General features: G+C 58.7%; 26 protein-coding genes, 3 tRNA genes and 1 riboswitch. Of the genes, 17 read left to right on the top strand and 12 right to left on the bottom strand.

Going from position 1 to position 24,549, the window contains the following annotated elements:
* Nucleotides 1–72: 72 nt before the first annotated feature.
* The gene (locus KDX39_RS19420; RefSeq protein ID WP_099229160.1) at nucleotides 73–1,527 is read right to left on the bottom strand and encodes a TrkH family potassium uptake protein; all 1,455 of its coding nucleotides are present in this window, start codon (nucleotides 1,525–1,527) and stop codon (nucleotides 73–75) included.
* Between the two features lie 174 nt (nucleotides 1,528–1,701).
* Between KDX39_RS19420 and KDX39_RS19415 the strand changes: the two genes are divergently transcribed.
* Complete coding sequence (locus KDX39_RS19415) at nucleotides 1,702–2,262, top strand: nitroreductase family protein (RefSeq protein WP_231661478.1); 561 nt, start codon at nucleotides 1,702–1,704, stop codon at nucleotides 2,260–2,262.
* Between the two features lie 6 nt (nucleotides 2,263–2,268).
* On the opposite strand, the gene KDX39_RS19410 is transcribed toward KDX39_RS19415, so the two are convergent.
* The 6 genes from KDX39_RS19410 to KDX39_RS19385 form a co-directional block, all read right to left on the bottom strand.
* Nucleotides 2,269–3,624: a sensor histidine kinase gene (locus tag KDX39_RS19410; protein ID WP_210043252.1), complete on the bottom strand. Its 1,356-nt coding sequence runs from the start codon at nucleotides 3,622–3,624 to the stop codon at nucleotides 2,269–2,271.
* A 90-nt stretch (nucleotides 3,625–3,714) separates the two neighbouring features.
* The gene (locus KDX39_RS19405; protein WP_231661477.1) at nucleotides 3,715–4,179 is read right to left on the bottom strand and encodes an LTXXQ domain-containing protein; all 465 of its coding nucleotides are present in this window, start codon (nucleotides 4,177–4,179) and stop codon (nucleotides 3,715–3,717) included.
* Nucleotides 4,180–4,299: 120 nt separating this feature from the next.
* Nucleotides 4,300–4,977, bottom strand: a complete 678-nt coding sequence (locus KDX39_RS19400) for a response regulator transcription factor (RefSeq protein ID WP_231661476.1) — start codon at nucleotides 4,975–4,977, stop codon at nucleotides 4,300–4,302.
* A gap of 7 nt (nucleotides 4,978–4,984) precedes the next feature.
* Nucleotides 4,985–5,392 (bottom strand): translation initiation factor 2, encoded by a 408-nt coding sequence (locus KDX39_RS19395; protein ID WP_231661582.1) that lies wholly within the window; start codon nucleotides 5,390–5,392, stop codon nucleotides 4,985–4,987.
* Nucleotides 5,393–5,547: 155 nt separating this feature from the next.
* Nucleotides 5,548–5,847, bottom strand: coding sequence for a YciI family protein (locus KDX39_RS19390; protein WP_004884303.1), 300 nt, complete (start codon nucleotides 5,845–5,847; stop codon nucleotides 5,548–5,550).
* Nucleotide 5,848: 1 nt separating this feature from the next.
* Nucleotides 5,849–6,445, bottom strand: coding sequence for a septation protein A (locus KDX39_RS19385; protein WP_099229295.1), 597 nt, complete (start codon nucleotides 6,443–6,445; stop codon nucleotides 5,849–5,851).
* A gap of 65 nt (nucleotides 6,446–6,510) precedes the next feature.
* Between KDX39_RS19385 and KDX39_RS19380 the strand changes: the two genes are divergently transcribed.
* From KDX39_RS19380 to arfB, 8 genes are all read left to right on the top strand, one after another.
* Nucleotides 6,511–7,374, top strand: a complete 864-nt coding sequence (locus KDX39_RS19380; RefSeq protein WP_231661475.1) for a PHP domain-containing protein — start codon at nucleotides 6,511–6,513, stop codon at nucleotides 7,372–7,374.
* Nucleotides 7,375–7,387: 13 nt separating this feature from the next.
* On the top strand, nucleotides 7,388–8,017 hold the full coding sequence (locus KDX39_RS19375) for an L-threonylcarbamoyladenylate synthase (protein ID WP_004884308.1): 630 nt from the start codon (nucleotides 7,388–7,390) through the stop codon (nucleotides 8,015–8,017).
* A gap of 119 nt (nucleotides 8,018–8,136) precedes the next feature.
* On the top strand, nucleotides 8,137–8,835 hold the full coding sequence (locus tag KDX39_RS19370) for a segregation and condensation protein A (protein ID WP_173335978.1): 699 nt from the start codon (nucleotides 8,137–8,139) through the stop codon (nucleotides 8,833–8,835).
* 15 nt (nucleotides 8,836–8,850) lie between these two features.
* On the top strand, nucleotides 8,851–9,636 hold the full coding sequence (gene scpB / locus KDX39_RS19365; protein WP_231661474.1) for an SMC-Scp complex subunit ScpB: 786 nt from the start codon (nucleotides 8,851–8,853) through the stop codon (nucleotides 9,634–9,636).
* 157 nt (nucleotides 9,637–9,793) lie between these two features.
* The gene (locus tag KDX39_RS19360; RefSeq protein WP_231661473.1) at nucleotides 9,794–9,985 is read left to right on the top strand and encodes a DUF1289 domain-containing protein; all 192 of its coding nucleotides are present in this window, start codon (nucleotides 9,794–9,796) and stop codon (nucleotides 9,983–9,985) included.
* A 185-nt stretch (nucleotides 9,986–10,170) separates the two neighbouring features.
* Nucleotides 10,171–11,394 (top strand): 23S rRNA pseudouridine(2605) synthase RluB, encoded by a 1,224-nt coding sequence (gene rluB / locus KDX39_RS19355; RefSeq protein WP_210043249.1) that lies wholly within the window; start codon nucleotides 10,171–10,173, stop codon nucleotides 11,392–11,394.
* Between the two features lie 296 nt (nucleotides 11,395–11,690).
* Nucleotides 11,691–13,100, top strand: a complete 1,410-nt coding sequence (locus KDX39_RS19350; RefSeq protein WP_231661472.1) for an amino acid permease — start codon at nucleotides 11,691–11,693, stop codon at nucleotides 13,098–13,100.
* Between the two features lie 114 nt (nucleotides 13,101–13,214).
* Nucleotides 13,215–13,628 (top strand): alternative ribosome rescue aminoacyl-tRNA hydrolase ArfB, encoded by a 414-nt coding sequence (gene arfB, locus KDX39_RS19345; protein WP_231661471.1) that lies wholly within the window; start codon nucleotides 13,215–13,217, stop codon nucleotides 13,626–13,628.
* Nucleotides 13,629–13,685: 57 nt separating this feature from the next.
* Here arfB and KDX39_RS19340 read toward each other — a convergent pair whose 3' ends face one another.
* Nucleotides 13,686–14,198, bottom strand: a complete 513-nt coding sequence (locus tag KDX39_RS19340; RefSeq protein WP_231661470.1) for a 6,7-dimethyl-8-ribityllumazine synthase — start codon at nucleotides 14,196–14,198, stop codon at nucleotides 13,686–13,688.
* Between the two features lie 126 nt (nucleotides 14,199–14,324).
* A riboswitch (FMN riboswitch) is annotated at nucleotides 14,325–14,492 on the bottom strand.
* Between the two features lie 212 nt (nucleotides 14,493–14,704).
* Between KDX39_RS19340 and ltaE the strand changes: the two genes are divergently transcribed.
* The 7 genes from ltaE to KDX39_RS19305 all read left to right on the top strand — a co-directional run bounded on the left by ltaE (nucleotide 14,705) and on the right by KDX39_RS19305 (nucleotide 20,667).
* A complete protein-coding gene (gene ltaE, locus KDX39_RS19335; protein ID WP_231661469.1) occupies nucleotides 14,705–15,709 on the top strand; it encodes a low-specificity L-threonine aldolase in 1,005 nt (334 codons plus the stop codon).
* Between the two features lie 143 nt (nucleotides 15,710–15,852).
* The gene (alaS, locus tag KDX39_RS19330) at nucleotides 15,853–18,477 is read left to right on the top strand and encodes an alanine--tRNA ligase (protein WP_231661468.1); all 2,625 of its coding nucleotides are present in this window, start codon (nucleotides 15,853–15,855) and stop codon (nucleotides 18,475–18,477) included.
* A gap of 93 nt (nucleotides 18,478–18,570) precedes the next feature.
* Nucleotides 18,571–19,803 (top strand): aspartate kinase, encoded by a 1,233-nt coding sequence (locus KDX39_RS19325; protein ID WP_004884328.1) that lies wholly within the window; start codon nucleotides 18,571–18,573, stop codon nucleotides 19,801–19,803.
* 172 nt (nucleotides 19,804–19,975) lie between these two features.
* Nucleotides 19,976–20,164, top strand: a complete 189-nt coding sequence (gene csrA / locus KDX39_RS19320) for a carbon storage regulator CsrA (protein ID WP_002554426.1) — start codon at nucleotides 19,976–19,978, stop codon at nucleotides 20,162–20,164.
* Nucleotides 20,165–20,226: 62 nt separating this feature from the next.
* Nucleotides 20,227–20,317: transfer RNA gene (locus KDX39_RS19315), tRNA-Ser, on the top strand.
* Nucleotides 20,318–20,426: 109 nt separating this feature from the next.
* A tRNA-Arg gene (locus tag KDX39_RS19310) sits at nucleotides 20,427–20,503 on the top strand.
* Between the two features lie 87 nt (nucleotides 20,504–20,590).
* Nucleotides 20,591–20,667, top strand: a tRNA-Arg gene (locus KDX39_RS19305).
* Between the two features lie 43 nt (nucleotides 20,668–20,710).
* Here KDX39_RS19305 and bamE read toward each other — a convergent pair.
* A complete protein-coding gene (gene bamE / locus KDX39_RS19300; RefSeq protein WP_231661467.1) occupies nucleotides 20,711–21,205 on the bottom strand; it encodes an outer membrane protein assembly factor BamE domain-containing protein in 495 nt (164 codons plus the stop codon).
* 323 nt (nucleotides 21,206–21,528) lie between these two features.
* Here bamE and mgtE point away from each other — a divergent pair, with 323 nt between their 5' ends.
* The gene (gene mgtE / locus KDX39_RS19295; RefSeq protein ID WP_099229145.1) at nucleotides 21,529–22,971 is read left to right on the top strand and encodes a magnesium transporter; all 1,443 of its coding nucleotides are present in this window, start codon (nucleotides 21,529–21,531) and stop codon (nucleotides 22,969–22,971) included.
* 149 nt (nucleotides 22,972–23,120) lie between these two features.
* Here mgtE and KDX39_RS19290 read toward each other — a convergent pair whose 3' ends face one another.
* The 3 genes from KDX39_RS19290 to KDX39_RS19280 form a co-directional block, all read right to left on the bottom strand.
* Nucleotides 23,121–23,447: an Arc family DNA-binding protein gene (locus KDX39_RS19290; RefSeq protein ID WP_004884331.1), complete on the bottom strand. Its 327-nt coding sequence runs from the start codon at nucleotides 23,445–23,447 to the stop codon at nucleotides 23,121–23,123.
* A gap of 493 nt (nucleotides 23,448–23,940) precedes the next feature.
* Nucleotides 23,941–24,126, bottom strand: a complete 186-nt coding sequence (locus KDX39_RS19285) for a PA3371 family protein (protein WP_099229144.1) — start codon at nucleotides 24,124–24,126, stop codon at nucleotides 23,941–23,943.
* Between the two features lie 38 nt (nucleotides 24,127–24,164).
* On the bottom strand, nucleotides 24,165–24,407 hold the full coding sequence (locus KDX39_RS19280) for a hypothetical protein (protein WP_231661466.1): 243 nt from the start codon (nucleotides 24,405–24,407) through the stop codon (nucleotides 24,165–24,167).
* Nucleotides 24,408–24,549 lie beyond the last annotated feature (142 nt).

Below are 24,549 nucleotides of genomic sequence, written 5' to 3'. Positions count from 1 at the left end.
GGCCTGTCGGCGATCTGCCGTGAACCGGCGGCAGAATCGACACATCAGGCGTCAGCTTTTTTCAGCCGTGCATCAATGTCGCCAGAACGCAGGCACGCACAATACCAGCACGGTGATGATTTCCAGGCGACCCAGCAGCATGCCGCCGGACAGAATCCATTTTGCCGCATCCGGGAGGGTGGAGAAGTTGCCTGCGGGCCCGATGACTTCGCCCAGCCCAGGTCCGACGCCCGACACCGTGCTGGCGGCGCCAGTCAGCGCCGTCATCCAGTCCAGACCCAGCAGCGACAGCATCAGCGCGATCAGGCAGATGGTGATGGTGAAAAAGAACGAGAATGTCAGGATCGAACGCACGATCTCGTCGTCCAGCCGATGGCCGTTGTATTTCTGCTTCATCACGGCGCGTGGATGGATCAACTGGTTAAGGTTGGTCTTGAGCAGAATATAGGCGACCTGGAAGCGGAAAATCTTGACGCCGCCTGCGGTGGAGCCGGAACAGCCGCCTATGAAACCCAGATAAAAGAACAGCATCAGCGAGAAATTGCCCCACAGGCTGTAGTCGCCCAGTGCAAAGCCGGTGGTGGTGACCACCGAAGTGACGTTCAGCGCCACGTGACGCAACGCTTCGGTCCACGGCAGGTCGGTGGTGTTCGCGTACCACACGGTCATCACCAGCCAGGTGATCAGCAGCAGGCCGATCAGCCCCTGCACTTGCTCGTCCCGGAACAATGCACCCCGGTTACCGCGCAGTGTGGCGACATAAAGGGTGAAGGGCAGGCTGCCGAGGATCATGACCACAATGGCGACCCAGTGCACCGCAGGCTGCGGCCATTTCGCCAGGGACAGGTCGGACGTCGAGAAACCGCCGGTGGAAATCGCCGACATCGCATGATTGATCGCATCGAACAGGCTCATGCCCGCCATCCAGAACGCCAGACTGCCCAGCGCCGTGAAGCTCACATAAGCCAGCACGATGAACTTGGCCACCATGTGCGAGCGGGGCATGACCTTTTCGGAGCGGTCGGACGATTCGGTCTGGAACAGCCGCATGCCGCCGATCCGCAGCAGCGGAAGAATCGCGACGGCCATACCGATGAAGCCGATGCCGCCCAGCCAGTGCAGCATCGAGCGCCAGATCAGAATCCCCGGTGACATGCTGTCCAGATGGCTGAGCACGGTGGAGCCGGTGGCCGTGATACCGGACATGCTTTCAAAGAAGGAGTCTGTATAACTGATGTGCTGGGTCAGCAGAAAAGGCAGTGCCGCGAAGATGCACACCACTATCCAGCTGGAGACGGTGAGCATGTACATGTCGCGCGGGCGCAACTGAACGTGCTCCGGCCGACCGGGAACCACCATCGCAAGCCCGGCGATGAAGGTGATGGCGCTGGCCCACAGGAACGAGCGCAGGTCTTCGAAGCGATCGTAGATGACCAGCGTGGCCATGGGCACGATCATGGCGACAGCCAGAGTGATCAGGAAGATGCCGATGATGAAACCGATGATGCGAAGGGTCGGCAACGACATGAAGGACTCTGGCTGCAATGAAGAAAGGCGCCATTCTACCCGCGCATACGGGCATGTAAACCAGCATGGCCGGGGCTTGCGTTCGACATTGCCTGTAAGTAATTGCCCGGCGTACTCGTTATTGAAGCTGTACAGGCTCTAGAATGCCCGATCCATTTCGAAAGGAGACAACCCATGCAGGCGCTCGACGCTTTGCTCAACCGCGTATCGGTTCCTCGTCTGGTCGATCCGGCCCCGGATGCCGCACAGCGCGAAATCATGTTCGGCGCAGCCTTGCGCTCGCCTGACCACGGCCAATTGCGGCCGTACCGATTTCTGACCGTCGAAGGCGCAGCCCGCGAGCGCATGGGCGCCTTGCTGGCCGAGGCGCTGGAGCAGGGTGGTAGCGAAATCACCCCACAGGCGCTGGACAAGGCCCGCCTCGGCCCCTTGCGTGCGCCATTGGTTGTGGTGGTGATTGCGCGGTTGCAGGATCACTTTAAGGTGCCGCGCAAGGAACAATTGATTACTGCCGGGTGTGCGGCGCATGGCGTACTGCTGGCGGCTTACGCACTGGGCGTTGGAGCAGTCTGGCGCACGGGCGAGTTGTCGTATTCGCCCCACGTGGCCAGCGGGCTCGGGCTTGAAGCCGATGAGGAAGTGGTCGGTTTTCTGTACCTGGGCACGCCGCTGAACCCGCCCCGCGAAGCACCGAAAGTGGACGTGGGCGGGTTTGTCAGCGAGTGGCAGGGCTGACGGGCGTCAAACCGATGAGGGATTGACCGGTTCTGGCGGCAAATCCAGTGTGGCGATAAAACCGCCCTCGGGATGATTGCCCAGCGTCAGGCTGCCGCCATGGCGTTCTGCAGCGCGTCGGGCGATGGCCAGTCCCAGCCCGTGGCCCGGCGCGGTCTGGCCGGGCGCGCGATAGAAAGGTTCGCCCAGTTGCGCCAGATGTTCCTCGGCAACGCCGGGACCATGGTCGCGCACGCTCAGGCGTATGCGGTTGTCCACGCGAGTCGCCTGTAAATCGATGCTCTGGCCCGGCGGGTTGAAGCGCAGGGCGTTGCGCAGCAGGTTGTCCAGCGCACGTTCGATCATATCGGGCCAGCCCTGCAGCTGCAGGTCGCTTTGTACCTGCACCTTGATAGCCTGTTCGGCGCCATCGAGTTGCGTGTCGTTTTTCAGACGATGCAGCAGTCCTTCCAGATCGACCGGCTCGGCGCTGCCGAAGTCTGCATCCAGACGTGCCAGTGCGAGAATTTCGCTGATCAGTGCTTCCAGTCGATCACATTCGCGGCCCAGACGCGGCCACAGCTTTTCGCGCTCGGCAGGTTCAGCGCGCTCGGCCAACGCCAGTGCGATGCGCAGGCGTGCCAGCGGCGAACGCAATTCATGAGAAACGTCGCGCAGCAATTGGCGCTGACTGCCGATCAGGCTTTGCAGGCGGGCGCCCATGCGGTTGAAGTCAGTCGCCAGTACGCCGAATTCGTCCCGCCGGTTGGCCAGTTGCGCCAGGCTGTGCTGTTGATAGCTGGTCTGCCCCAGGTCGTGTACTGCGCCGCGCAAACGACTCAGTGGCCGGGTGATCGACAGGGTCACGAACAGACTGAACAGGGTCAGCACGACCAGTGCGATGCCCAGCGCACTCAGCGGCCACATCAGGCTCTGGCGATGCCATTGATCGAGTTCGGGGTGCGGAATCCGGTAAATGAACAGGTAAGTTTCGTTGGTCTTGGGGCTGGTGTATTCGGTTGCCAGACGACGCCATGGCAGTTTTCTGCCTTCATCGTCGTCACCGCCTTGCTGCTGGCGGGCTTCGAGGGCGGCTGCACGGGGCGGAAAGGTGCCGCGCACGACCGGTTCACCGCTGTCATTGAGCACCTGAACGTCGATCCGGTTGCGGCGTTTGAGGGTTTGCAGGTAGTCCTGAGACGCGTCGGCACCCTGTTCTTCGAACCGTTGTGTCCAGTTTTCCGGCAGCTCGTTGAGCACCGGGTGGCGGCTGAGGATCCAGGCGTCCTGATTGAGCATGTGCCCGAGCAGAATCGACAAACCTGCAACCAGAGCAATGGCCAGCCAGAAACTGGCCAGGATTCGCCAGAACAATGAGCGCACAGGTTTTCCTCGGTCAAGAAATGAACAAGCCCGGCATGCTCCAGCATGCCGGGTTGGTTGCAACCAGTCTGCCGTCAGGCGTGACTGATGTTATTGGGTCTTGGCAGCCTTGGCTGCTTTCCAGGCCTTGAACTCGGCCCACTCGGCACGACGCTCATCCTGCTTCTTCTTGATTTCGTCGAACTGCTTTTGCTGATCAGGCTTGAGCAGGGCGCGAATCTGGGTATCGGTTTCGTTACGCTTGGCGTTGATCTCGTCCTGCATGGCTTTCTGCTCGGGAGCAGGCATCTTGTCCAGGTAACGCTGAGTAATGTCACGACGCTCGTGCATCTGGTCACGCATCAGGCGGTCGATCTGCTGACGCTGTTCACGCGACAGGTCCAGATCACGGAAAGGGCCAGGACCTGGGCCGCGATGCATGCCTGGGCCACGGTCGTCGCGCTCCATGTGCATGACGGGTGCGCCGGCTTCAGGACCTGCAGGCGGTGGTGGAACAGCCATGGCAACAGTAGGCAGGGCAGCAGCAAACATCAAAGCGATCAGGGTCTTGCGCATGGTGTATCTCCTTGTCTCTAGTGCGGCTCTATGCCGTTGAGCCCAGTTTAGGGAGATCAAGGTCAAGCGCGGTCAGGGCTTGGTAAAGCTTGTGTAAGGATCGTCAGGGCCGGAAAACGCTCAAAGGCTGTAATAGTAGCCACGGCTGCGCAGCGCCACGATGCGCGGACGACCGTCCGGATGCGGGCCAATTTTCTTGCGCAGGTTGCTGACGTGCATGTCCAGGCTGCGGTCGTAGAGGGTGAGCTTGCGGCCCAGCGCCAGTTGCGCCAGTTCCTGCTTGTCCAGCGGCTCGCCAGGCTGGCGCAGCAAGGCTTCGAGCAGGCGACTTTCCGAAACCGTGAGTGTCAGTTCTTTCTCATCGATGCTGACCACGCCGCGCATCGGGCTGAAGGTCAGGTCGCCGAGTTCAAGCTGGGTTGACGAAGCGACCGGGTGGCTGCGGCGCAGGACGGCGCGCAGGCGGGCGGTCAGTTCGCGGGGGTCGCAGGGTTTGGCCAGGTAATCATCGGCGCCTAGTTCCAGACCCAGAATACGGTCCAGCGGCTCACCGCGTGCCGACAGCATGACCACCGGCAGGTCAGGGTGCTCGGACCGCAGTTGCTTGAGCAGCTCAAGACCGCTGCCGTCGGGCAGCATCACATCCAGTACCACAGCGGAAGGGGGCTGCTCGGCAAGGGCCTGACGCGCGCTGTTGCCATCGTGGCAGGCGCGCACCTGAAACCCTTCCTGACTCAGCCAACTGCTCAGCAGCTCACAGAGCTCCTGATCATCATCAATTAGTAACAGCTCGCTCATGACTCACTCAATTTAGCCACTGCCGACGTTGCCTACGCCAACCGCTGACAAATATACCGCACAGAAGGGCGATCATCGCAACGCCACCGCCTGCGACGAACCATTGTTGTTGCTCGGTCAGCAGACGCGGCGGCGTGGCTGACAGTGCCTCTTTGAGCTGCAACTTGAGCTTTTGGTTCTCTTGACGCAAACGGCCCAGCAGTGCGCTGTCGCGTTCGGTGTTCTGGACCTGCTTCATCAGGTCTTCGCGCTGGCGTTCGCTGTTGACGAGCCGCGACTGAAGATCCGCGATCTGGCCTGCTGCATTTGAATAATGCGTTGGCTGTGACGCCCCGACGGCGTCCGTTCCTTCCGCCTGAACCTGCAGGCTTGTACTCGATATCGCTATCAGCAGACACAACGTACCTGAACGCATCTGAACTCCCGTTGACCCGAACCGTTTTTGTTTGAACTCGGCAGGTTGTCGGCAGCGCGTCAGGAATGATGAGTATTGCGCAGGGGGAGGTCGAAGTGGCAGGGCCTGCTGTGTTTCATGCAGGACCGCTGCCACCACAGGGCATCAACTGCGAATCAGGGCAGAACCTTTTTGAACGGCTTGACCACAACGTTGGCGTAGACGCCTGCCTCGACGAACGGATCAGCCTTGGCCCAGGCTTCTGCAGCAGCCAGAGAATCGAATTCGGCGACGATCAGGCTGCCGCTGAAACCGGCTGCGCCTGGATCGTTGCTGTCGACCGCAGGGTTCGGGCCGGCCAGTTCCAGGCGACCTGCGTCCTTGAGGGCATTCAGGCGCTCAAGGTGGGCAGGGCGTACGCTCAACCGTTTTTCCAGCGAGTTTTCGACGTCAGTGGCGATGATTGCGTAGAGCATGTCAGTCCTCGGATTTGGTCGTGGTGGTAGCAGTGTCGTTCATGTGGCGAGACAGGTAGATACCCTGGGCGACCAGGAAAATCAGGGTCATTGCCAGACTGCCGAAAACTTTGAAGTCGACCCAGAAGTCTTGGTACGTGAACGCCACGTACAGGTTGGCCGCGCCGCAGAACAGGAAGAAGAAGATCCAGGCGATGTTCAGTTTGGTCCAGATAGCCGCAGGCAGTGTCAGGGCGTGGCCCATGATGCGCTGGATCAGCGGACGATCACCGATGAAATGGCTGCCGGCAAACGCCACGGCAAACAGCCAGTTGACCACCGGCGCTTTCCACTTGAGGAAGGTTTCGCTGTGAAAGGCCAGTGTCAGGCTGCCGAACACCAGACAGGCAATGAGGGTCAGCCACTGGCTTTTCTCAAGCTTGCGCTGCTTTATATAGAGGATGCCGTAGACCACCACCGAACTGATGATCAGCATGGCCGTGGCGCTGAAAATGCCGCCTACCGTATAGCTGTTACCGAGGATCTCGACAGCACGCGGTTCGGTTTTGTAGACAATGAAAAACAGGAGCAGCGGGATGAAGTCGATGAATTGTTTCACAATGGCAGCCAGAAGCAGGATGTAGCGGCATAATAACAAACATCAATGACTGCGAAAGCACCACTATGAATGTTGATCTGCATTGCCACAGCACCGCTTCGGACGGGGCCTTGTCGCCCACCGCACTGGTTATGCGTGCTTATGAAAATGGCGTGCGTGTCCTTTCGCTCACCGACCATGACACCCTCGAAGGCCTCGAAGAAGCCCGCGAGACGGCGCATTCACTGGGTATGCAGTTGGTCAACGGCGTCGAGTTGTCCTGCACCTGGGGCGGTGCGACCATCCATATATTGGGTTACGCGTTCGACACCAGGGCACCTGCGCTGACTGGAGCGATCTCGCGTTTGCACGAAGGGCGCTGGTTACGGGCTGAAGAAATCAGCCGCAAATTGGCGATCAAAGGTATGCCCGGAGCGCTGGAAGGCGCCCGGGCGATCCAGAAAGAGCTGGGCGACAGCGGCAATGCGCCGGCTCGTCCGCACTTCGCCGACTTTCTGGTACGTGAAGGTTTCGTCAAGGATCGCGCCGAGGCGTTCCGAAAATGGCTGGGTGCAGGCAAACTGGGCGACGTCAAGCAACATTGGCCGACACTTGAGGACACGGTGGCGACCCTGAGGGCTTCCGGCGCCTGGGTCAGTCTCGCGCATCCTTCGCATTATGACTTTACTCGCAGTAAACGGCGTAAACTGGTCGGCGATTTCATCCAGGCAGGTGGCCACGCCATCGAAGTGGTCAATGGCATGCAGCCTGCCGATCAGGTCGGAACCCTGGCGATCCTGGCGCGGGAGTTCGGTCTGCTGGTGACTGCCGGCAGCGACTTCCATGGCCCCGGTGCCTGGGGCGAGATTGGCACTTACCGCCCCGTGCCCGAGGATTTGCCACCTCTATGGTGCAGATTCAAACATGATCAACCTACTGCCGCCGTCTGAACAGGAAGTTACCGTGAGTCAATTTTTCCAGGTCCACCCGGAGAACCCGCAACCGCGCCTGATCAAACAGGCTGCGGAAATCATCAAGGCCGGCGGGCTGGTGGTGTACCCGACAGATTCGTCCTATGCGCTGGGTTGCCAGATTGGCGACAAAAGCGCCATCGAGCGTATCCGTCGTCTGCGTCAGTTGGACGACAAGCACAACTTCACGCTCATGTGCTGCGATCTTTCGCAACTGGGGTTGTTTGCCAAGGTCGACACCGGCGCTTTCCGTGCGCTCAAGGCGCACACGCCGGGTCCGTACACCTTCATTCTCAACGCGACCCGTGAAGTGCCGCGTCTGGTCCTGCACCCGAAACGTCGCACCATTGGTCTGCGCGTGCCCAGCCATCCGATTGCCCAGGCGCTGCTGGAGCAACTGGGCGAGCCGCTGATGAGTGTCAGCCTGATCATGCCCGGCGACACCGTGCCGTTGAGCGACCCGTATGAGATGCGCCAGATTCTCGAGCATCAGGTGGACCTAATCATCGATGGCGGCATCGGCGGTATCTCGGCGTCCACGGTCATCAACCTGTCCGAAGGCGAGCCGCAGGTGATTCGTGTCGGCTGCGGTGATCCGACGCCGTTCGGTGACGACGCGTAATGACAGTGGTCGAGACGGCCGACAGTCAGGCCGACGCCCAGCAGGAGCTGCCGTTTGCGCTGGTCTACGGACAGGCGCTCACGCAGATGCCACTGGACCTCTATATTCCGCCGGACGCGCTGGAAGTCTTTCTTGAGGCGTTCGAAGGCCCGCTCGACCTGCTGCTCTACCTGATCCGCAAACAGAACATCGACATCCTCGACATCCCGGTGGCGGAAATCACCAAGCAGTACATGGGTTATGTCGAGCTGATGAAAACCGTGCGCCTGGAACTCGCGGCCGAGTATCTGGTGATGGCTGCCATGCTCGCGGAGATCAAATCGCGCATGTTGCTGCCGCGTTCGGCGGAAATCGAGGAAGAGGAAGGCGATCCGCGTGCCGAGCTGATTCGTCGTCTGCAGGAGTACGAACGTTTCAAGGCCGCTGCCGAAGGCATCGACGGGCTGAAGCGGGTAGGGCGAGACGTCATCGTGCCAAAACTGGACGCTCCCGAGGCCCGCGCGCGCAAGCTACTCCCGGATGTCAGCCTCGAAGAAGTGCTGATGTCGATGGCCGAAGTGCTGCATCGCGGCGACATGTTCGAAAGCCACCAGGTGAGTCGCGAGGCGCTGTCCACTCGCGAGCGTATGAGCGATGTGCTGGAGCGCCTCAAAGGCGGCGGTTTTGTGCCGTTCGCCGAACTGTTCACCGCCGAGGAAGGGCGACTCGGTGTGGTAGTGACGTTCATGGCCGTGCTGGAATTGGTCAAGGAATCGCTGGTCGAGCTGGTCCAAAACGAGCCCTTTGCGGCGATCCATGTCCGGGCGCGAGCCGAGTAGACCTAGAGCACATCCATGAACCTCAATGAACCCCGCGAACTTGCGCCCTTGCTTGAAGCGTTTCTGCTGGCTTCTGGAAAACCGCAAACGCTCGACCGGCTTTATGAGCTGTTCGAAGAAGGCGAGCGCCCGGAGCCGCCAGTCTTCAAGAAGGCTCTGGACATACTGCGCAAGTCCTGTGACGGCCGCGCCTTTGAACTCAAGGAAGTCGCGTCCGGCTATCGTCTGCAGATCCGTGACACGTTTTCACCCTGGGTCGGGCGTCTGTGGGAAGAACGGCCGCAACGCTATTCCCGCGCCATGCTGGAAACCCTGGCGCTGATCGCCTATCGCCAGCCGATCACCCGTGGCGAGATCGAGGATGTGCGGGGTGTGGCGGTCAATAGTCACATTGTCAAGACGCTGATGGAGCGCGAGTGGATTCGCGTGGTGGGTTACCGCGATGTACCGGGCAAGCCTGCGATGTTCGCCACGACCAAGGGTTTTCTCGACCACTTCAATCTCAAAAGCCTGGACGAGCTGCCGCCGCTGGCGGATCTGCGCGAGATGGAAACCGAACCCGAACTGGACTTTGAAGATGCTCCAGTGCCCGCGCACCTTCAAGCGCTGGCCGATGCCAGTCTCGATGTCGATGAAGAGCCCGAGCCGCCACGCGACGAGACCAGCTTCCGCAGCCTGCTGGTCGAGCTGGACTCGATGGAGCAGGGGCTGAAGACGGATTTCGACGATCTGTTGCGGGCCGAGCCTGAATCGGTGGATGAGGATGAGTCCGACCCGGAGAGCGGAGGCGGAGCGTCCTAGACCTTAAGCACATTGATCAGGCCAATGCTCTGAGTTGGCATGCGGTCCGTGAAGCTCGGCATCACGAATGGCGCAGGCGATGATTTTCATCTGTTCGAATTCATCCCTCCACCTGCGGTCACACGTTCAGTCATCTTCCCCATGAGAGTTGCGGTCCATGAGTTCAGCCAAGAACCCCTGCATCAGCCTGTGCAAATTCGATGACGACATTTGTCTGGGATGCGGTCGCAGCAAGCGGGAAATCAAGGCCTGGAAGAAGCTGGAAAAGGATGAAAAGCGCGAGGTGCTGAGCGAGTCGGCCAAGCGTCTGGCGAAGCTCAAGACCGGTGGTCGCAAAAAGAAGAAGTGATGCCGGTAATTGCGCGCAAGGCTGGATGCGTAAAGTGCCACATGAGCGTATGATGGTCGACCCTCGGCGATAACCCATTCGCCAGGGCTTCAACGTATTCCGTCCTGCCGCTATCCACAGCGCGCAGGGCACAGGTCTCGCCGGTTCTCGGTCAGCCCTGATTCGACACACCGGGAGGTGCCCAGATGAGTGAAAAAGACAAGCAGGACAGCCAGGAAATCGGACCCGCAGGCGAAAAGCTGCAAAAGGTCCTGGCCCGCATTGGCGTCGGATCGCGCCGCGACGTGGAAGCCTGGATCACCCAGGGCCGCATCAAGGTCAACGGCAAGGACGCGACCCTCGGTCAGCGTGTTGACCTGCACGACGCCATCAGCGTCGACGGCCGCGTGATCAAGCGCGAAGAGGCAGCCGAAACGGTTCGCCGTGTCATCATGTACAACAAGCCGGACGGTGAAATCTGCACCCGTGACGACCCTGAAGGCCGTCCGACTGTATTCGATCGTCTGCCGCGCCCGAAAGAAGGCCGCTGGATCAATATCGGTCGTCTGGACATCAACACCACCGGTCTGCTGATGTTCACCACCGATGGTGAGCTGGCCAACCGCCTGATGCACCCGTCGTTTGAAATGGACCGTGAATACGCGGTTCGCGTACGTGGCGAGGTCGATGACGACATGCTGCTGCGGCTCAAGAACGGCGTGATTCTTGAAGACGGTCCTGCGCGTTTCACCGACATCCAGCAGGCACCAGGCGGCGAAGGCTTCAACCACTGGTATCACTGCGTGGTGATGGAAGGTCGCAACCGTGAAGTTCGTCGTCTCTGGGAATCCCAGGGGCTGGTGGTCAGCCGTCTGAAGCGCGTGCGTTACGGACCGGTGTTCCTGAACTCCGACCTGCCGATGGGCCGCTGGCGCGAAATGAGTCAGTACGAAGTCGACATTCTGGCGGCCGAAGTCGGTCTGACACCTGTGGCCCAGCCGCAGATGAATGCCAAGACCAAGGAAAAGCTCGAGCGTCTGCAGCGTCAGTCGTCCCGCCCGCTGGGCAAGGGCGAGCGCGTTCGTACGCTGCGTCCTGCCGCTGGCGCACCGGCGTCCGGCGAGCGTGCGCAGCGTCAGCCGCAAATCACCGGCAGCGATCGTGATCGCCCGCGTGGCGATTCGACCCAGCGCCCATCGCCGCGCAAGGATTCCGGCAAGCCAGGTTCCCGTTCGCCGCGTCCGGCCGACAACAGCCGTGGTACACCGGTGGCTGAGCGTCCGAGCGAAATGAACAAGCGCCCGGCCAAGCCAGCACCCAAGCGTGCCGGCATCAAGCTGGTTGACGATGACGCGCCGTCAGGCAAGCGTCGTGGTCCGCCGGCAGGTTCGGGTCAGCGTCCGGGCTTCGGTCGTCGCAAGCCACAGTAAGCGTGGCGTGTGAGTAAGGTGTGTGAATAAACGGAAACGCCAGCCCTTAGCGGCTGGCGTTTCTGTTTCTGGAAGTTTTCGCTCTGCGAAATGATTCGGATAAACACCCCGGCACGTCTGTCCGCCCTCTTTTAAACCTCGATGTGGAGGCCGGTGTACAATGCCGCGCTTTTTTCTGTGAATCACTGCTGTCTTGAAGCGCTCGGGGCTACCCGTCCCGCGTGCTGCATTCTGTTACGTCACGAGCGCAACAGGTCCTATTCCGTCACAGAACAAGAACAATCAGGTGGCTTTTGATGAGTGAACAAAACTCAGCGTCTGGCGAGTTGAAGCGTGGCCTCAAGAATCGACACATCCAGTTGATCGCGCTTGGCGGCGCTATCGGCACTGGCCTGTTTCTCGGCTCGGCGGGCGTGCTGAAATCAGCCGGGCCTTCGATGATTCTCGGGTATGCGATTTGCGGCTTTATTGCCTTCATGATCATGCGCCAACTAGGTGAGATGATCGTCGAAGAGCCGGTGGCCGGGTCGTTCAGCCATTTCGCGCACAACTACTGGGGCGGCTTTGCCGGTTTTCTGTCCGGCTGGAACTGCTGGCTGCTGTATATCCTGGTCGGCATGTCAGAGCTGACGGCGGTCGGCAAGTACATTCATTACTGGTTGCCCGATATCCCGAGCTGGGTCTCGGCCGCCGTCTTCTTCGTGCTCATCAACGCCATCAACCTGGCCAACGTCAAAGTGTTCGGCGAGACCGAATTCTGGTTCGCGATCATCAAGGTTGTCGCGATCATCGGCATGATCGCGCTGGGCAGCTACATGCTGGTCAGTGGCAACGGCGGACCGCAGGCGTCGGTCAGCAACCTCTGGGAGCACGGCGGATTCTTTCCCAATGGGGTCAGCGGTCTGGTGATGGCGCTGGCGATCATCATGTTTTCATTTGGTGGTCTGGAAATGCTTGGCTTTACCGCGGCCGAGGCAGAGCAGCCGAAAACGGTCATTCCGAAAGCCATCAATCAGGTCATCTACCGCATCCTGATTTTCTACATCGGCGCATTGGTGGTGCTGCTCTCGCTCACCCCTTGGGACAGTCTGCTGACCAGTCTTAATGCCTCGGGCGATTCCTACAGCGGCAGCCCGTTCGTCCAGGTGTTTTCGATGCTGGGCAGTGACACCGCTGCGCACATTCTCAATTTCGTTGTCCTGACTGCGGCGTTGTCGGTCTACAACAGCGGCACATACTGCAACAGCCGTATGCTGGTCGGCATGGCCGAGCAGGGCGATGCGCCCAAAATGCTGGCGCAGGTGGACAAGCGTGGTGTACCGGTCAAAGCGATCTTCGCCTCGGCTGCGGTGACGCTGGTGGCGGTGCTGCTCAATTACTTCATTCCGCAGCATGCGCTGGAGTTGCTGATGTCGCTGGTGGTGGCCACGCTGGTCATCAACTGGGCAATGATCAGCTATTCGCACCTCAAATTCCGTCAGCACCTGAATCGCACGCAACAGATCCCGCTGTTCAAGGCTTTGTGGTATCCGTACGGCAACTACTTCTGTCTGGCGTTCGTGGTGTTCATTCTGGGCATCATGCTGATGATTCCCGGCATTCAGATATCGGTCTACGCAATACCGGTCTGGCTGGCTGCGATGTGGCTCTGCTACCGGATCAAGAGTCGACGCAATCTGGTGGTGGCGTCTGCGACCGCCAAGTAGCGTGATTCGCTTTTGAAGAACCCGGCTCATGAGGCCGGGTTTTTATGTCAGTCATGCACGTCGGCTGCGCGCGGCGTATCCTTGGCTTCCATTCCGATTTACGTAGATGTTTTCATGCTGGTGATTTCCAATAACGTCCATCTGCCGGACACTGATATCGAGTTGACTGCCATTCGTGCCCAGGGCGCGGGCGGGCAGAACGTCAACAAGGTGTCCAGTGCCATGCATTTGCGTTTCGACATTCACGCGTCTTCGCTGCCGCCTTTCTACAAGGAGAGGCTGCTGGCGCTGAGCGACAGTCGGATCACCAGCGATGGCGTGATCGTGATCAAGGCGCAGCAATACCGTACGCAGGAGCAGAACCGTGCCGATGCGCTATTGCGGTTGAGCGAGTTGATCGTCAATGCAGCGAAGGTCGAGAAAAAGCGCAGGCCGACGCGGCCGACCCTGGGTTCCAAGACTCGCAGGCTGGAGTCCAAGAGCAAACGGGGTTCGATCAAGGCAGGGCGGGGGAAGGTAGACTTCTGATCAGGCGAGGCTGCAACTGATGCGCAGGGCAGTCAGTGCAGCCTCATCCTTACCGGTTTAGCGAGCGGCTTTGTGCTGAAGCTCGTGACGACGCAGGGCGCGCACCTTGTTGAGGGTGTCGGCACAGGTCTTGGCAGCTTCTTCGCCTTTGTGCGCGAAGTGATCGAAGAAGAATTTCTGATGCTCTTCGCCCGCATGGAAGTGATGCGGCGTCAGTACCACGGAGAAGACCGGGACTTCAGTTTCCAGCTGGACCTGCATCAATGCGCTGACGACGGTCTGCGCAACGAACTCGTGGCGATAGATGCCACCGTCCACGACCAGAGCGGCGCCTACGATGCCGGCGTAGCGGCCCGAATTGGCGAGCAGTTTGGCGTGCAGCGGGATCTCGAAAGCGCCGCCTACTTCAAAGAAGTCGATATCGCTCTCGGCGTACCCGTGGTTGGCCATTTCGGCGACAAAACCTTTACGGCTCTGGTCGACGATTTCCTTGTGCCAGCAGGCCTGGATGAACGCAACGCGCTCGTTCGGGTGACTTTTGCTTTTGCTGTCGATTGCAGTGGGTTGCACGTGTTCTGACTCCTGTTTATAGAAAAAACAGGGCATTTGGATCGAAAGGGATTCTAGTCGCGTAGGAAAACCGTTTGAACGATGTCGTTCAAGATGGGGTTTTGCAGACGTTCTTTTAGACGCCACTCCCGCTCTCTCTTCATCCGGACTATGACCGTCGGCCCCGGGATCACACCGGGTCTGCTGACCTTGCGAGTCATCAGCCGTGGCTGTCGACCCTCAAGCGCTCGCGGGCTAGATGCATTGCGCATCATTACCGCCGGTGGGGAATTACGCCCCGCCCTGAGAACGTTGCCGACACATTTCTTGGCCGGCGCGGGATTTTTATCACAGTTTTTTGGATCATGCATGGACACTTTCGTACAGTGAACCTGCCTTTTACTTATAAAGGAGCGCAATGCCGGGTTGTTCGGGCTTGATTATCATGGAGCGAGGCCTCAGTAATGCCTTGTTGCAACCGCTGGCTCGCATGCATTATCGACGTTCGAATTTCAGGGAGCTTTTTCGTGACAGTCATTGATCTGCGCAGTGACACCGTGACTTTACCGACGGCTGGCATGCTCGATGCCATGAGCAAGGCGCCTGTTGGCGATGACGTCTACGGGGAAGACCCGACGGTCAATCTTCTGGAGGCTACGCTGGCTGAACGCCTGGGCTTTGCCGCCGCGTTGTTCGTGCCGTCGGGCACCATGAGTAACCTGCTGGCGTTGATGGCCCACTGCGAACGGGGCGACGAATACATCGTCGGACAGCAGGCACACACCTATAAATATGAGGGCGGCGGCGCTGCGGTGCTGGGCTCGATCCAGCCACAACCACTGGATGTGCAAGCCGACGGATCGCTGGACCTGCAGCAGGTCCGCGACGCGATCAAGGCCGATGACTTCCACTTCGCCCGTACCCGTCTGCTTGCGCTGGAAAACACCATGCAAGGTCGGGTGTTGCCGTTGTCCTATCTGGCCGATGCACGCGCCATGACCGCTGAAAAAGGCCTGGCGTTGCATCTGGATGGCGCGCGGCTGTACAACGCAGCAGTCAGGCTGGAAGTCGATGCGCGCGAGATCACCCGTCATTTCGATTCCGTTTCGATCTGCCTTTCAAAGGGCCTTGGCGCTCCGGTGGGCTCTGTGCTCTGCGGCGCTCATGAACTGATTGCCAAGGCGCGCAGGCTGCGCAAGATGGTGGGCGGCGGCATGCGTCAGGCCGGTTCGCTGGCGGCTGCCGGACTGTACGCGCTGGATCATCAGGTCGAGCGCCTGGCCGACGATCACGCCAACGCGCAGTTTCTTGCCGACGGCCTTGCCGGGCTTGGCTACAGCGTTGAGCCTGTGCAGACCAACATGGTGTATGTGAACATCGGCGACCGCGCTGCTGCGCTCAAGGCATTCTGTGCCGACCGCGGCATCCGGCTCGTGGCCGCGCCACGCCTGCGAATGGTCACGCACCTGAATGTTTCACGTGCAGACACCGAGCGAGTCATCGCAGAGTTCGCCGGGTTTGCACGCCAATGACATGCCAATAGTCCAGTTACTTGTGTCTATCGTACAAACAGACTGTACCGAGGGCGCAACGCCTATATAATGCGGCCCTTTGCCGTCGCTACGTCTTTGACGTTTTGCAATTGCCTCTGGCCGCAGTCTCCGTGGAAGAACCTATGAAAAGCGCAGAAATCCGTGAAGCCTTCCTTGGCTTCTTCGAAGAGCAGGGCCACACCCGTGTCGCCTCCAGCTCCCTGATTCCGGGCAACGACCCGACCCTGTTGTTCACCAACGCAGGCATGAACCAATTCAAGGATTGTTTCCTCGGTCAGGAGAAGCGTGCCTACACCCGCGCGGTCACCAGCCAGAAGTGCGTGCGTGCCGGTGGCAAGCACAATGACCTGGAAAACGTCGGTTACACCGCTCGTCACCACACGTTCTTCGAAATGCTGGGCAACTTCAGCTTTGGCGATTACTTCAAGCGTGATGCCATCACCTATGCCTGGACATTCCTGACCTCCGAAAAGTGGTTGAACCTGCCCAAGGAAAAACTCTGGGTCACGGTTTACGCCACTGACGATGAGGCGTACGACATCTGGACCAAGGAAATCGGCGTACCTGCCGAGCGCATGGTTCGCATCGGCGACAACAAGGGTGCGCCTTACGCTTCCGACAACTTCTGGACCATGGGCGATACCGGTCCGTGCGGTCCTTGCAGCGAGATCTTCTTCGATCACGGTCCTGAAATCTGGGGCGGCCCTCCAGGTTCGCCGGAAGAAGACGGCGACCGTTACATCGAGATCTGGAACAACGTTTTCATGCAGTTCAACCGCACCGCTGACGGCGTGCTGCATCCGCTGCCAGCGCCGTCGGTCGACACCGGCATGGGTCTTGAACGTGTGAGCGCTGTGCTGCAGCACGTTCACTCCAACTATGAAATCGACCTGTTCCAGAGTCTGCTGGCGGCCTCCGCCCAGGCCATCGGTTGCACCAATGACAACCAGGCATCCCTAAAAGTCGTGGCCGACCACATCCGTTCGTGCGGCTTCCTGATTGCCGACGGCGTGCTGCCATCCAATGAAGGTCGCGGCTACGTGCTGCGCCGCATCATTCGTCGCGCCTGCCGTCATGGCAACAAGCTGGGCGCCAAGGGCAGCTTCTTCTACCAGATCGTTGCTGCACTGGTCGCGGAAATGGGGGCTGCGTTCCCTGAGCTGGTTCAGCAGCAGGCGCACATCGAGCGCGTGCTGAAAGCGGAAGAAGAACAGTTCGCCAAGACCCTTGAGCAGGGCCTGAAAATTCTCGAACAGGACCTGGCCGAACTCCAGGGGTCGGTCGTGCCGGGCGAAGTCGTGTTCAAGCTTTACGACACGTACGGCTTCCCGATGGACCTGACCGGAGACATCGCCCGCGAGCGCAACCTGACGCTGGACGAAGCCGGATTCGAACGTGAGATGGACGCCCAGCGCGTGCGTGCCCGTTCGGCCAGTTCGTTTGGCATGGATTACAACAGTCTGGTCAAGGTCGACGCGGCAACCCTGTTCACCGGTTACTCGGCGACCACTGGCAGCGCCAGCGTCGTAGCGCTGTACAAGGACGGCCAGTCCGTCCCGCAACTGGGCGAAGGCGAAGAGGGCGTTGTGATCCTCGACACCACGCCGTTCTACGCTGAATCCGGCGGCCAGATTGGTGACAGCGGCTTCCTGCAGGCCGGCGATGTGCGTTTCGATGTACGCGACACCACCAAGACCGGCGGCGCTTTCCTGCACCACGGCGTTGTGGCCAGTGGCAGCCTGACCGTCGGCACGCAGGTTGAAACCGAAGTGTCGGCCGAGGTTCGTCAGGCCACCGCGCTGAACCACTCTGCCACTCACTTGCTGCACGCGGCATTGCGTCAGGTGCTGGGCGATCACGTCCAGCAGAAAGGCTCGCTGGTCGACAGTCAGCGCCTGCGCTTCGACTTCAGCCACTTCGAAGCCATCAAGCCTGAGCAACTGCGTGAGCTGGAAGATATCGTCAACGCCGAGATTCGCAAGAACACCCCGGTCGTGACCGAAGAAACCGACGTCGAGACCGCCAAGAAGCGCGGCGCGATGGCATTGTTCGGCGAGAAGTACGGCGACAGCGTTCGCGTGCTGAGCATGGGCGGTGATTTCTCCGTCGAGCTGTGCGGCGGTATCCACGCCAACCGCACCGGCGACATCTCGCTGCTGAAGATTGTCAGCGAGGGCGGTGTCGCTGCAGGTGTGCGTCGTATCGAAGCAGTCACCGGTGCCGCGGCACTGGCCTGGCTGAACTCGGCCGAAGACCAACTGAAGGAAGCCGCGACGCTGGTCAAAGGCAATCGCGACAACCTGCTGGACAAGCTGACGGCTGTGCTTGAGCGCAATCGTCTGCTGGAAAAACAACTGGAGCAACTACAGGCCAAGGCCGCCAGTGCCGCGGGCGATGATCTGTCGTCGGCTGCGCTGGATGTCAAAGGCGTCAAGGTTCTGGCCACACGCCTGGATGGTCAGGACGGCAAGGCGCTGCTGGCGCTTGTCGACCAGTTGAAGAACAAGCTCGGCCGCGCAGTGATCCTGCTCGGCAGTGTTCATGAAGACAAGGTTGTCTTGGTTGCAGGCGTGACCAAGGACCTGACTGGCCAACTCAAAGCCGGTGATTTGATGAAACAAGCGGCCGCAGCGGTAGGCGGTAAGGGCGGCGGTCGTCCTGACATGGCTCAAGGTGGCGGTGTCGATGCAGGTGCGCTGGATGCTGCGTTGGCACTGACCGTTCCTTTTGTAGAGCAGGGTATCTGAATCGAATCCGCAGGTCCGTCCGCGCAAGGCGGGCCTGTCACGCGAATTCGATGATCAATGGGTGCTCTTAACGGGTTCTGAGGCGGCTTTGAGATGGCTTTAATCGTACAGAAATTTGGCGGCACCTCCGTGGGCTCTGTCGAGCGCATCGAGCAGGTGGCCGACAAGGTCAAGAAATTCCGTGAGGCGGGCGTTGATCTGGTCGTGGTCCTGTCGGCCATGAGCGGCGAAACCAATCGCCTTATCGAGCTGGCCCGGCAGATCAGCGATCAGCCGGTTCCACGTGAGCTCGACGTAATCGTGTCCACGGGCGAGCAGGTCACGATCGCACTGCTGGCCATGGCGTTGATCAAGCGCGGTGTGCCTGCGGTGTCTTACACCGGCAACCAGGTGCGTATTCTCACCGACAGCGCGCACAACAAGGCGCGCATTCTGCAGATCGACGACCAGAAAATCCGCAATGACCTGAAAGAAGGTCGTGTGGTGGTGGTGGCCGGTTTCCAGGGTGTCGACGAGGACGGCAACATCACTACGCTGGGCCGCGGCGGCTCTGACACCACGGGTGTCGCGCTGGCGGCAGCCTTGAAAGCTGATGAGTGCCAGATCTACACCGATGTCGATGGTGTCTACACCACCGATCCGCGCGTTGTTTCGCAAGCGCAGCGTCTGGACAAGATCACCTTCGAAGAGATGCTGGAAATGGCCAGTCTCGGTTCCAAGGTGCTGCAGATCCGGGCGGTCGAGTTTGCCGGCAAATACAATGTCCCGCTGCGCGTTCTGCACAGCTTCAAGGAGGGTCCGGGCACCCTCATTACCATTGATGAAGAGGAATCCATGGAACAGCCGATCATTTCCGGCATCGCTTTCAACCGCGATGAAGCCAAGCTGACGATCCGTGGCGTGCCAGACACTCCGGGTGTGGCGTTCAAGATTCTCGGCCCGATCAGCGCGGCAAACATCGAAGTGGACATGATCGTGCAGAATGTTGCGCACGATAACACCACCGATTTCACCTTCACGATTCACCGCAACGACTATCAGGCAGCCCTTCAGGTGCTTGAAACGACGGCGCGTGAAATCGGCGCACGTGAAGTGTCCGGTGATACCAAGATCGCCAAGGTCTCTATCGTCGGCGTGGGCATGCGTTCCCATGCAGGCGTCGCCAGTCGCATGTTCGAAGCGTTGGCCAAGGAGAGCATCAATATCCAGATGATCTCTACCTCGGAAATCAAAGTGTCCGTGGTCATTGAAGAAAAGTATCTGGAGCTGGCGGTACGTGCACTGCACACGGCTTTTGAACTGGATGCTGCTCGACAGGGCGAGTGACCGGTCTTCAAGCGGCCCGGCCTGGCTGTGCCGTTTGCGGGCTACGCAGAAAGGCTGTTCTTTTCTTTGCGTTAGTTGATACTCGGGTCACGCCTGCAGCCTTCACTGTTGCAGGCTGTGCCTACCGGTTGTGCAGACTGTTGTTCCTGAATGAATGCGTAAGGAGAAAGTTATGCTGATTCTGACTCGTCGGTGCGCAGAAAGCCTGATCATTGGTGATGGTGAAATCACTGTGACCGTGCTGGGCGTCAAGGGTAACCAGGTGCGTATTGGTGTCAATGCGCCCAAGGAAGTCGCGGTTCATCGTGAAGAGATTTACCTGCGGATCAAGAAAGAGAAGGACGAAGAACCAAGCCATTAATTTTTATTGAATTTTTGGTTTGCAAACGGGGAAAAGGGTGGTTATTATACGCCCCGTGTTGCGGAGAGCTGGCCGAGTGGCCGAAGGCGCTCCCCTGCTAAGGGAGTACACCTCAAAAGGGTGTCGGGGGTTCGAATCCCCCGTTCTCCGCCATTATTTATGTAGTGCGTTAGATTTGGCTTGATCTGTAAGTTGTTGAATTTACTAGAAAAAGTGCTTGACTAAACAATCTGACGACCTATAATGCGCGGCACCAACACATGCACTCGTAGCTCAGCTGGATAGAGTACTCGGCTACGAACCGAGCGGTCACAGGTTCGAATCCTGTCGAGTGCACCATTTAAGGTTGGCTTCAAAGTTGTAAGTTATTACAACGCTGAAGTTGACTGGCTTCAACCAGAGGTGATCTGGTCTAAAAACACCAATGCACTCGTAGCTCAGCTGGATAGAGTACTCGGCTACGAACCGAGCGGTCACAGGTTCGAATCCTGTCGAGTGCACCAAACACCAAAAAGCCCGTATCGAAAGATACGGGCTTTTTGCTTTTTAGCGTTTTCCTTTTACGCACCCATTCTCATCGAATGTCACGGTGTTACTGCGACCTTTCTTCTGGTTGTACACGTAACGCACCTCGCCATTGTTATGGGTCACTTTGTCCGGTCGCCCAAGCAGACTTTCGACGTCGCGTTGCGTCATGCCGGGTGGCGTGCGCTGGTTGATGATGGCTTGTCGACGCTGATCGGCGTTCAATCGATTGCCACAACCATCATCCCGCTGGCCGACAACGACGATTTCCCTGTTTGCGGATCGATCCCGCCGAGTCTCTTTGTCATCTGCGAATGGCAGCATCATGCCCTGCACGCTTCCAGGCGGTGGATTGAAGGCACGCTGTGCGCGGCTGGCATGCCCCTCAGGACAGCCTAGTGTCGTGAACATCACATTGCCGGAAGTGTCTTCGCAACGTTGCACGGTATTGGCCTCAGCGATCAGAGGCAGGCAGAGCAGGGTGCTCCACAGTGGAAAATGGCGGGTGATACGCATGTTTTATCCTTGATGGCAGCGATTGCGACAGCGTACTGGCGGCCTTCGTGCCGGGCTAACGTGTTTTGTTGGCTGAATGTGACGTCGAACCCCTGCCGATCTGCATAACGTTTGAGGTTTGCATCGCAAGCGCCTGTTTCAGGCTGAATTTCCCGCGTGCGCTTCGCTCAAAGCGGTGTATCATTGCGCCCGTCAGCCCCGCCGGGGCTTGTGGAATACCTCCATGGACTTACCCAGTAGTTACTCAATAGTTTGTTTCACCAATCATGAATTAACTGATTGATCTCCCCGGCGTGCTCCGCTGCTGGGAGTGGAGTTCGCCTATGACCGAAAGAGAAGTCAAAAAAACGCAGGAAAGCTTGCAGGATCGTCTTGCTCAAGTCATCGAGCTACTGCAGCGCCAGCGTATCGTTGAAGACCTGACTCACCGCCAGGAAGGTCAGCATCAGGATCGGGTAGAAAACCTGGTTCACCGGCAGAACCTCGTCGAGCTGCAGCGCAAGCTTGACGACCTTCACTCTGCCGACGTCGCCTATATTCTTGAAGCACTTCCTCTGGAAGACCGTCTCTCCGTCTGGCAACTGGTCAAGGCCGAGCGCGACGGCGACATCCTTCTGGAAGTGTCGGATTCCGTTCGTGAAACCCTGATCGCCGACATGGATGATCACGAGCTGCTCGCCGCCGCTCGGGACATGGACGCCGACGAACTCGCCGACCTTGCCCCCGAGCTGCCGCGTGATGTGGTTCATGAGCTCATGGAAGCCCTGGATTCGCAGCAGCGTGAACGTGTCCGCTCTGCGTTATCCTACGATGAGGACCAGGTCGGCGCACTGATGGACTTCGAAATGGTGACCATCCGTGAGGATGTCAGCCTGGAAGTCGTGCTCCGCTACCTGCGCAGGCTCAAGGAGCTGCCCGGCCATACCGACAAACTGTTCGTAGTGGATATCGACGGCGTGCTCAAGGGCGTTCTGCCGATCAAGCGTCTGCTGGTCAATGACCCGGAAAAGCAGGTTGGTGAAGTCATGGCCAACGACCCGGTCAGCTTTCATCCGGAAGACGACGCTTACGAGGCCGCGCAAGCGTTCGAGCGTTATGACCTGATCTCCACGCCTGTCGTCGACAAGAACGGCAAACTGATCGGCCGTCTGACCATCGATGAAATGGTCGATCTGATTCGTGAGGAGAGCGAAAGCGAAGTCCTCAATATGGCAGGTCTGCGTGAGGAGGAAGACATCTTCGCCTCTGTGTGGCGCTCGCTGCGCAACCGCTGGGCGTGGCTGGCGGTCAACCTGATCACCGCTTTTCTGGCGTCCCGCGTGATCGGTCTGTTCGAAGGCTCCATCGAGAAACTGGTGGCCCTTGCCGCCCTGATGCCTATCGTTGCCGGCATTGGCGGTAACTCCGGTAACCAGACCATCACCATGATCGTCCGCGCCATGGCGCTGGACCAGGTCAATGTCGGCAACACTTCGCGGTTATTGCGTAAAGAGCTCGCGGTCGGCCTTATCAACGGTCTGCTGTGGGGTGGGGTGATCGGCGTGGTGGCCTACATGTTGTACGGCAGTTGGTCGCTTGGCGTGGTAATGACGGCGGCCATGACACTCAACCTGCTGCTGGCTGCGCTGATGGGCGTTTCCATTCCAATGGCGCTCGCAAAGCTGGGGCGGGATCCAGCCATGGGTGCCAGCGTCATGATTACGGCGATGACCGACAGTGGCGGGTTCTTCATCTTTCTCGGGCTGGCGACCATCTTTCTGCTTTAAAAAACACCCAATAAAAAACCGCCTGAGTGGCGGTTTTTTTGTTTGAGATATGGCTTACATGGTGTAGTGAAGTTTCCCACAGCAACTAAGTGCAGATCCCAGAACAAAAAAAGGCCAGCTTTCGCCGGCCTTGTACTCTTTGCTAACTGTCACGACTCTTCTGAAGCAAGTTCCGTGTCGTGTGCAATCAGCGACACCAGCGCATTCTGCTGCCGGTGCGAAAGCTGGCGGAAGCGTTGCAGCAACTCACGTTCGTGCAAAGACAGCTCAGGACTGTCCAGACGCATGCTTGGCTCGTCGCCAAGGGCGCCTTCCTGAATCAGGCTTTGTTCGAGGCGAGCAATGATTTCCGAGTTCATGCTGCGGTGATGATTCTTGGCTACCTCTTGCACGCGATTACGCATGCCGTCTGGTAGGCGAACAACGAACTTGTCAGCCGTGCGGCTGGAATAAGTAGCCTGTTTCATAGGGCTCATATATTTAACCGGTTAGTTCAGGGGAAGCGGTTCTAGCAAGTGGCCGCAAGATTGTGAGCTTCTGACAGTCATTTTGGCCAAATGTTCCACCGCATTGTCGAAAGGGGCTGCATCATCCCTCATTACGTCGAATCCTTGGCGTCAATTCTGTGACAAATATTGACTCAGATAAAGGCGATTAGCCAGCACCAATTATCAGAATTGCGAACGGATTTGTAAAAACAATCAAAACCGCCCAACCGATAGCAAGATCCCCGCCTGACTACTTTTTGCCATGATGGCTATCTGTCGTCAGCGTAGAAGGTAAAGGCCGGGAACACGAACGCAGGCCGACAAACGTAAGGTCTGGCAGACGGATAGAAGAGGGGGAGGGAGGTGGCGTGGGCCAGATACCGGAAGATGCGTCCGGCAGAGCCGATGATCCGGTCAGAGCGCTTTGTGAGCATTACCGACCAGCACAACCATCAGCAGGTTGCAGATGACAGGTCAGCGCTCAGCGCAGAACCGGATCGAACTTGAAGCGACGACCGACTACCAGCGCAACAACGAAAAGACTCGCGAACACGCCAGCACCAATTTTCGCCGCTGTGCTCAAAGCCTGAGACTGAAGGGGAAGAAGCAGATCAACGGCAACCGCCATAAGTGCCAGGATCATGAAGGACAAAGCGGATTTCGACATGGCTACTCTCTCGGGAAGGTGGGCTATGTGTGACGGTTTCAGAAAATCCAGCGCTGTTCAGTGCGCGGAGCCTGCAGGTTTTCCTGAGCGTCATTGGTCAGCATAGCTGTATTGGCGCTTCTGTCAGTCATCACGGCCAGCTGAGGTGCCCGGCTCAGTTGATGATGAATAGGGGACTGCTGCACGCTCATCTGATCGTTCTTGATGCCCGTGTCCTGAAAATGAAAAGCAATGAGGGCTACCAGAGCTGCTGCATTCAACGCTGAGAGAGTCATGTTCATTGTTCAGTACCTGTGCCCGGACATCATAAGGGAGGGGTGGTTCGCTGATACTGATAATGCAGTCTGCATGCCAACTGAAATTAAGAAAAAAATCCTTTAGAAACAATGGCTTGAGTGTCGATGAAAATGCCCTTCTCTTGCG

This window comes from Pseudomonas sp. CDFA 610 (assembly GCF_021147865.1).
GTDB lineage: Bacteria > Pseudomonadota > Gammaproteobacteria > Pseudomonadales > Pseudomonadaceae > Aquipseudomonas > Aquipseudomonas alliivorans.
Note: the sequence above shows the minus strand (reverse complement) of the source record. Positions and strands in the feature narration are given on the sequence as shown.

What these genes read in the sequence shown, in the direction of transcription:
- alaS (WP_231661468.1), top strand. Translation starts at nt 15,853, where the DNA reads ATGAAAAGCGCAGAAATCCGTGAAGCCTTCCTTGGCTTCTTCGAAGAG.
- KDX39_RS19400 (WP_231661476.1), bottom strand. Translation starts at nt 4,977, where the DNA reads ATGAGCGAGCTGTTACTAATTGATGATGATCAGGAGCTCTGTGAGCTG.
- scpB (WP_231661474.1), top strand. Translation starts at nt 8,851, where the DNA reads ATGAACCTCAATGAACCCCGCGAACTTGCGCCCTTGCTTGAAGCGTTT.
- KDX39_RS19390 (WP_004884303.1), bottom strand. Translation starts at nt 5,847, where the DNA reads ATGCTCTACGCAATCATCGCCACTGACGTCGAAAACTCGCTGGAAAAA.
- bamE (WP_231661467.1), bottom strand. Translation starts at nt 21,205, where the DNA reads ATGCGTATCACCCGCCATTTTCCACTGTGGAGCACCCTGCTCTGCCTG.
- rluB (WP_210043249.1), top strand. Translation starts at nt 10,171, where the DNA reads ATGAGTGAAAAAGACAAGCAGGACAGCCAGGAAATCGGACCCGCAGGC.
- mgtE (WP_099229145.1), top strand. Translation starts at nt 21,529, where the DNA reads ATGACCGAAAGAGAAGTCAAAAAAACGCAGGAAAGCTTGCAGGATCGT.
- KDX39_RS19325 (WP_004884328.1), top strand. Translation starts at nt 18,571, where the DNA reads ATGGCTTTAATCGTACAGAAATTTGGCGGCACCTCCGTGGGCTCTGTC.
- KDX39_RS19395 (WP_231661582.1), bottom strand. Translation starts at nt 5,392, where the DNA reads ATGCGTTCAGGTACGTTGTGTCTGCTGATAGCGATATCGAGTACAAGC.
- KDX39_RS19290 (WP_004884331.1), bottom strand. Translation starts at nt 23,447, where the DNA reads ATGAGCCCTATGAAACAGGCTACTTATTCCAGCCGCACGGCTGACAAG.
- KDX39_RS19405 (WP_231661477.1), bottom strand. Translation starts at nt 4,179, where the DNA reads ATGCGCAAGACCCTGATCGCTTTGATGTTTGCTGCTGCCCTGCCTACT.
- KDX39_RS19420 (WP_099229160.1), bottom strand. Translation starts at nt 1,527, where the DNA reads ATGTCGTTGCCGACCCTTCGCATCATCGGTTTCATCATCGGCATCTTC.
- KDX39_RS19285 (WP_099229144.1), bottom strand. Translation starts at nt 24,126, where the DNA reads ATGTCGAAATCCGCTTTGTCCTTCATGATCCTGGCACTTATGGCGGTT.
- KDX39_RS19380 (WP_231661475.1), top strand. Translation starts at nt 6,511, where the DNA reads ATGAATGTTGATCTGCATTGCCACAGCACCGCTTCGGACGGGGCCTTG.
- csrA (WP_002554426.1), top strand. Translation starts at nt 19,976, where the DNA reads ATGCTGATTCTGACTCGTCGGTGCGCAGAAAGCCTGATCATTGGTGAT.
- KDX39_RS19415 (WP_231661478.1), top strand. Translation starts at nt 1,702, where the DNA reads ATGCAGGCGCTCGACGCTTTGCTCAACCGCGTATCGGTTCCTCGTCTG.
- KDX39_RS19360 (WP_231661473.1), top strand. Translation starts at nt 9,794, where the DNA reads ATGAGTTCAGCCAAGAACCCCTGCATCAGCCTGTGCAAATTCGATGAC.
- KDX39_RS19350 (WP_231661472.1), top strand. Translation starts at nt 11,691, where the DNA reads ATGAGTGAACAAAACTCAGCGTCTGGCGAGTTGAAGCGTGGCCTCAAG.
- KDX39_RS19280 (WP_231661466.1), bottom strand. Translation starts at nt 24,407, where the DNA reads ATGAACATGACTCTCTCAGCGTTGAATGCAGCAGCTCTGGTAGCCCTC.
- arfB (WP_231661471.1), top strand. Translation starts at nt 13,215, where the DNA reads ATGCTGGTGATTTCCAATAACGTCCATCTGCCGGACACTGATATCGAG.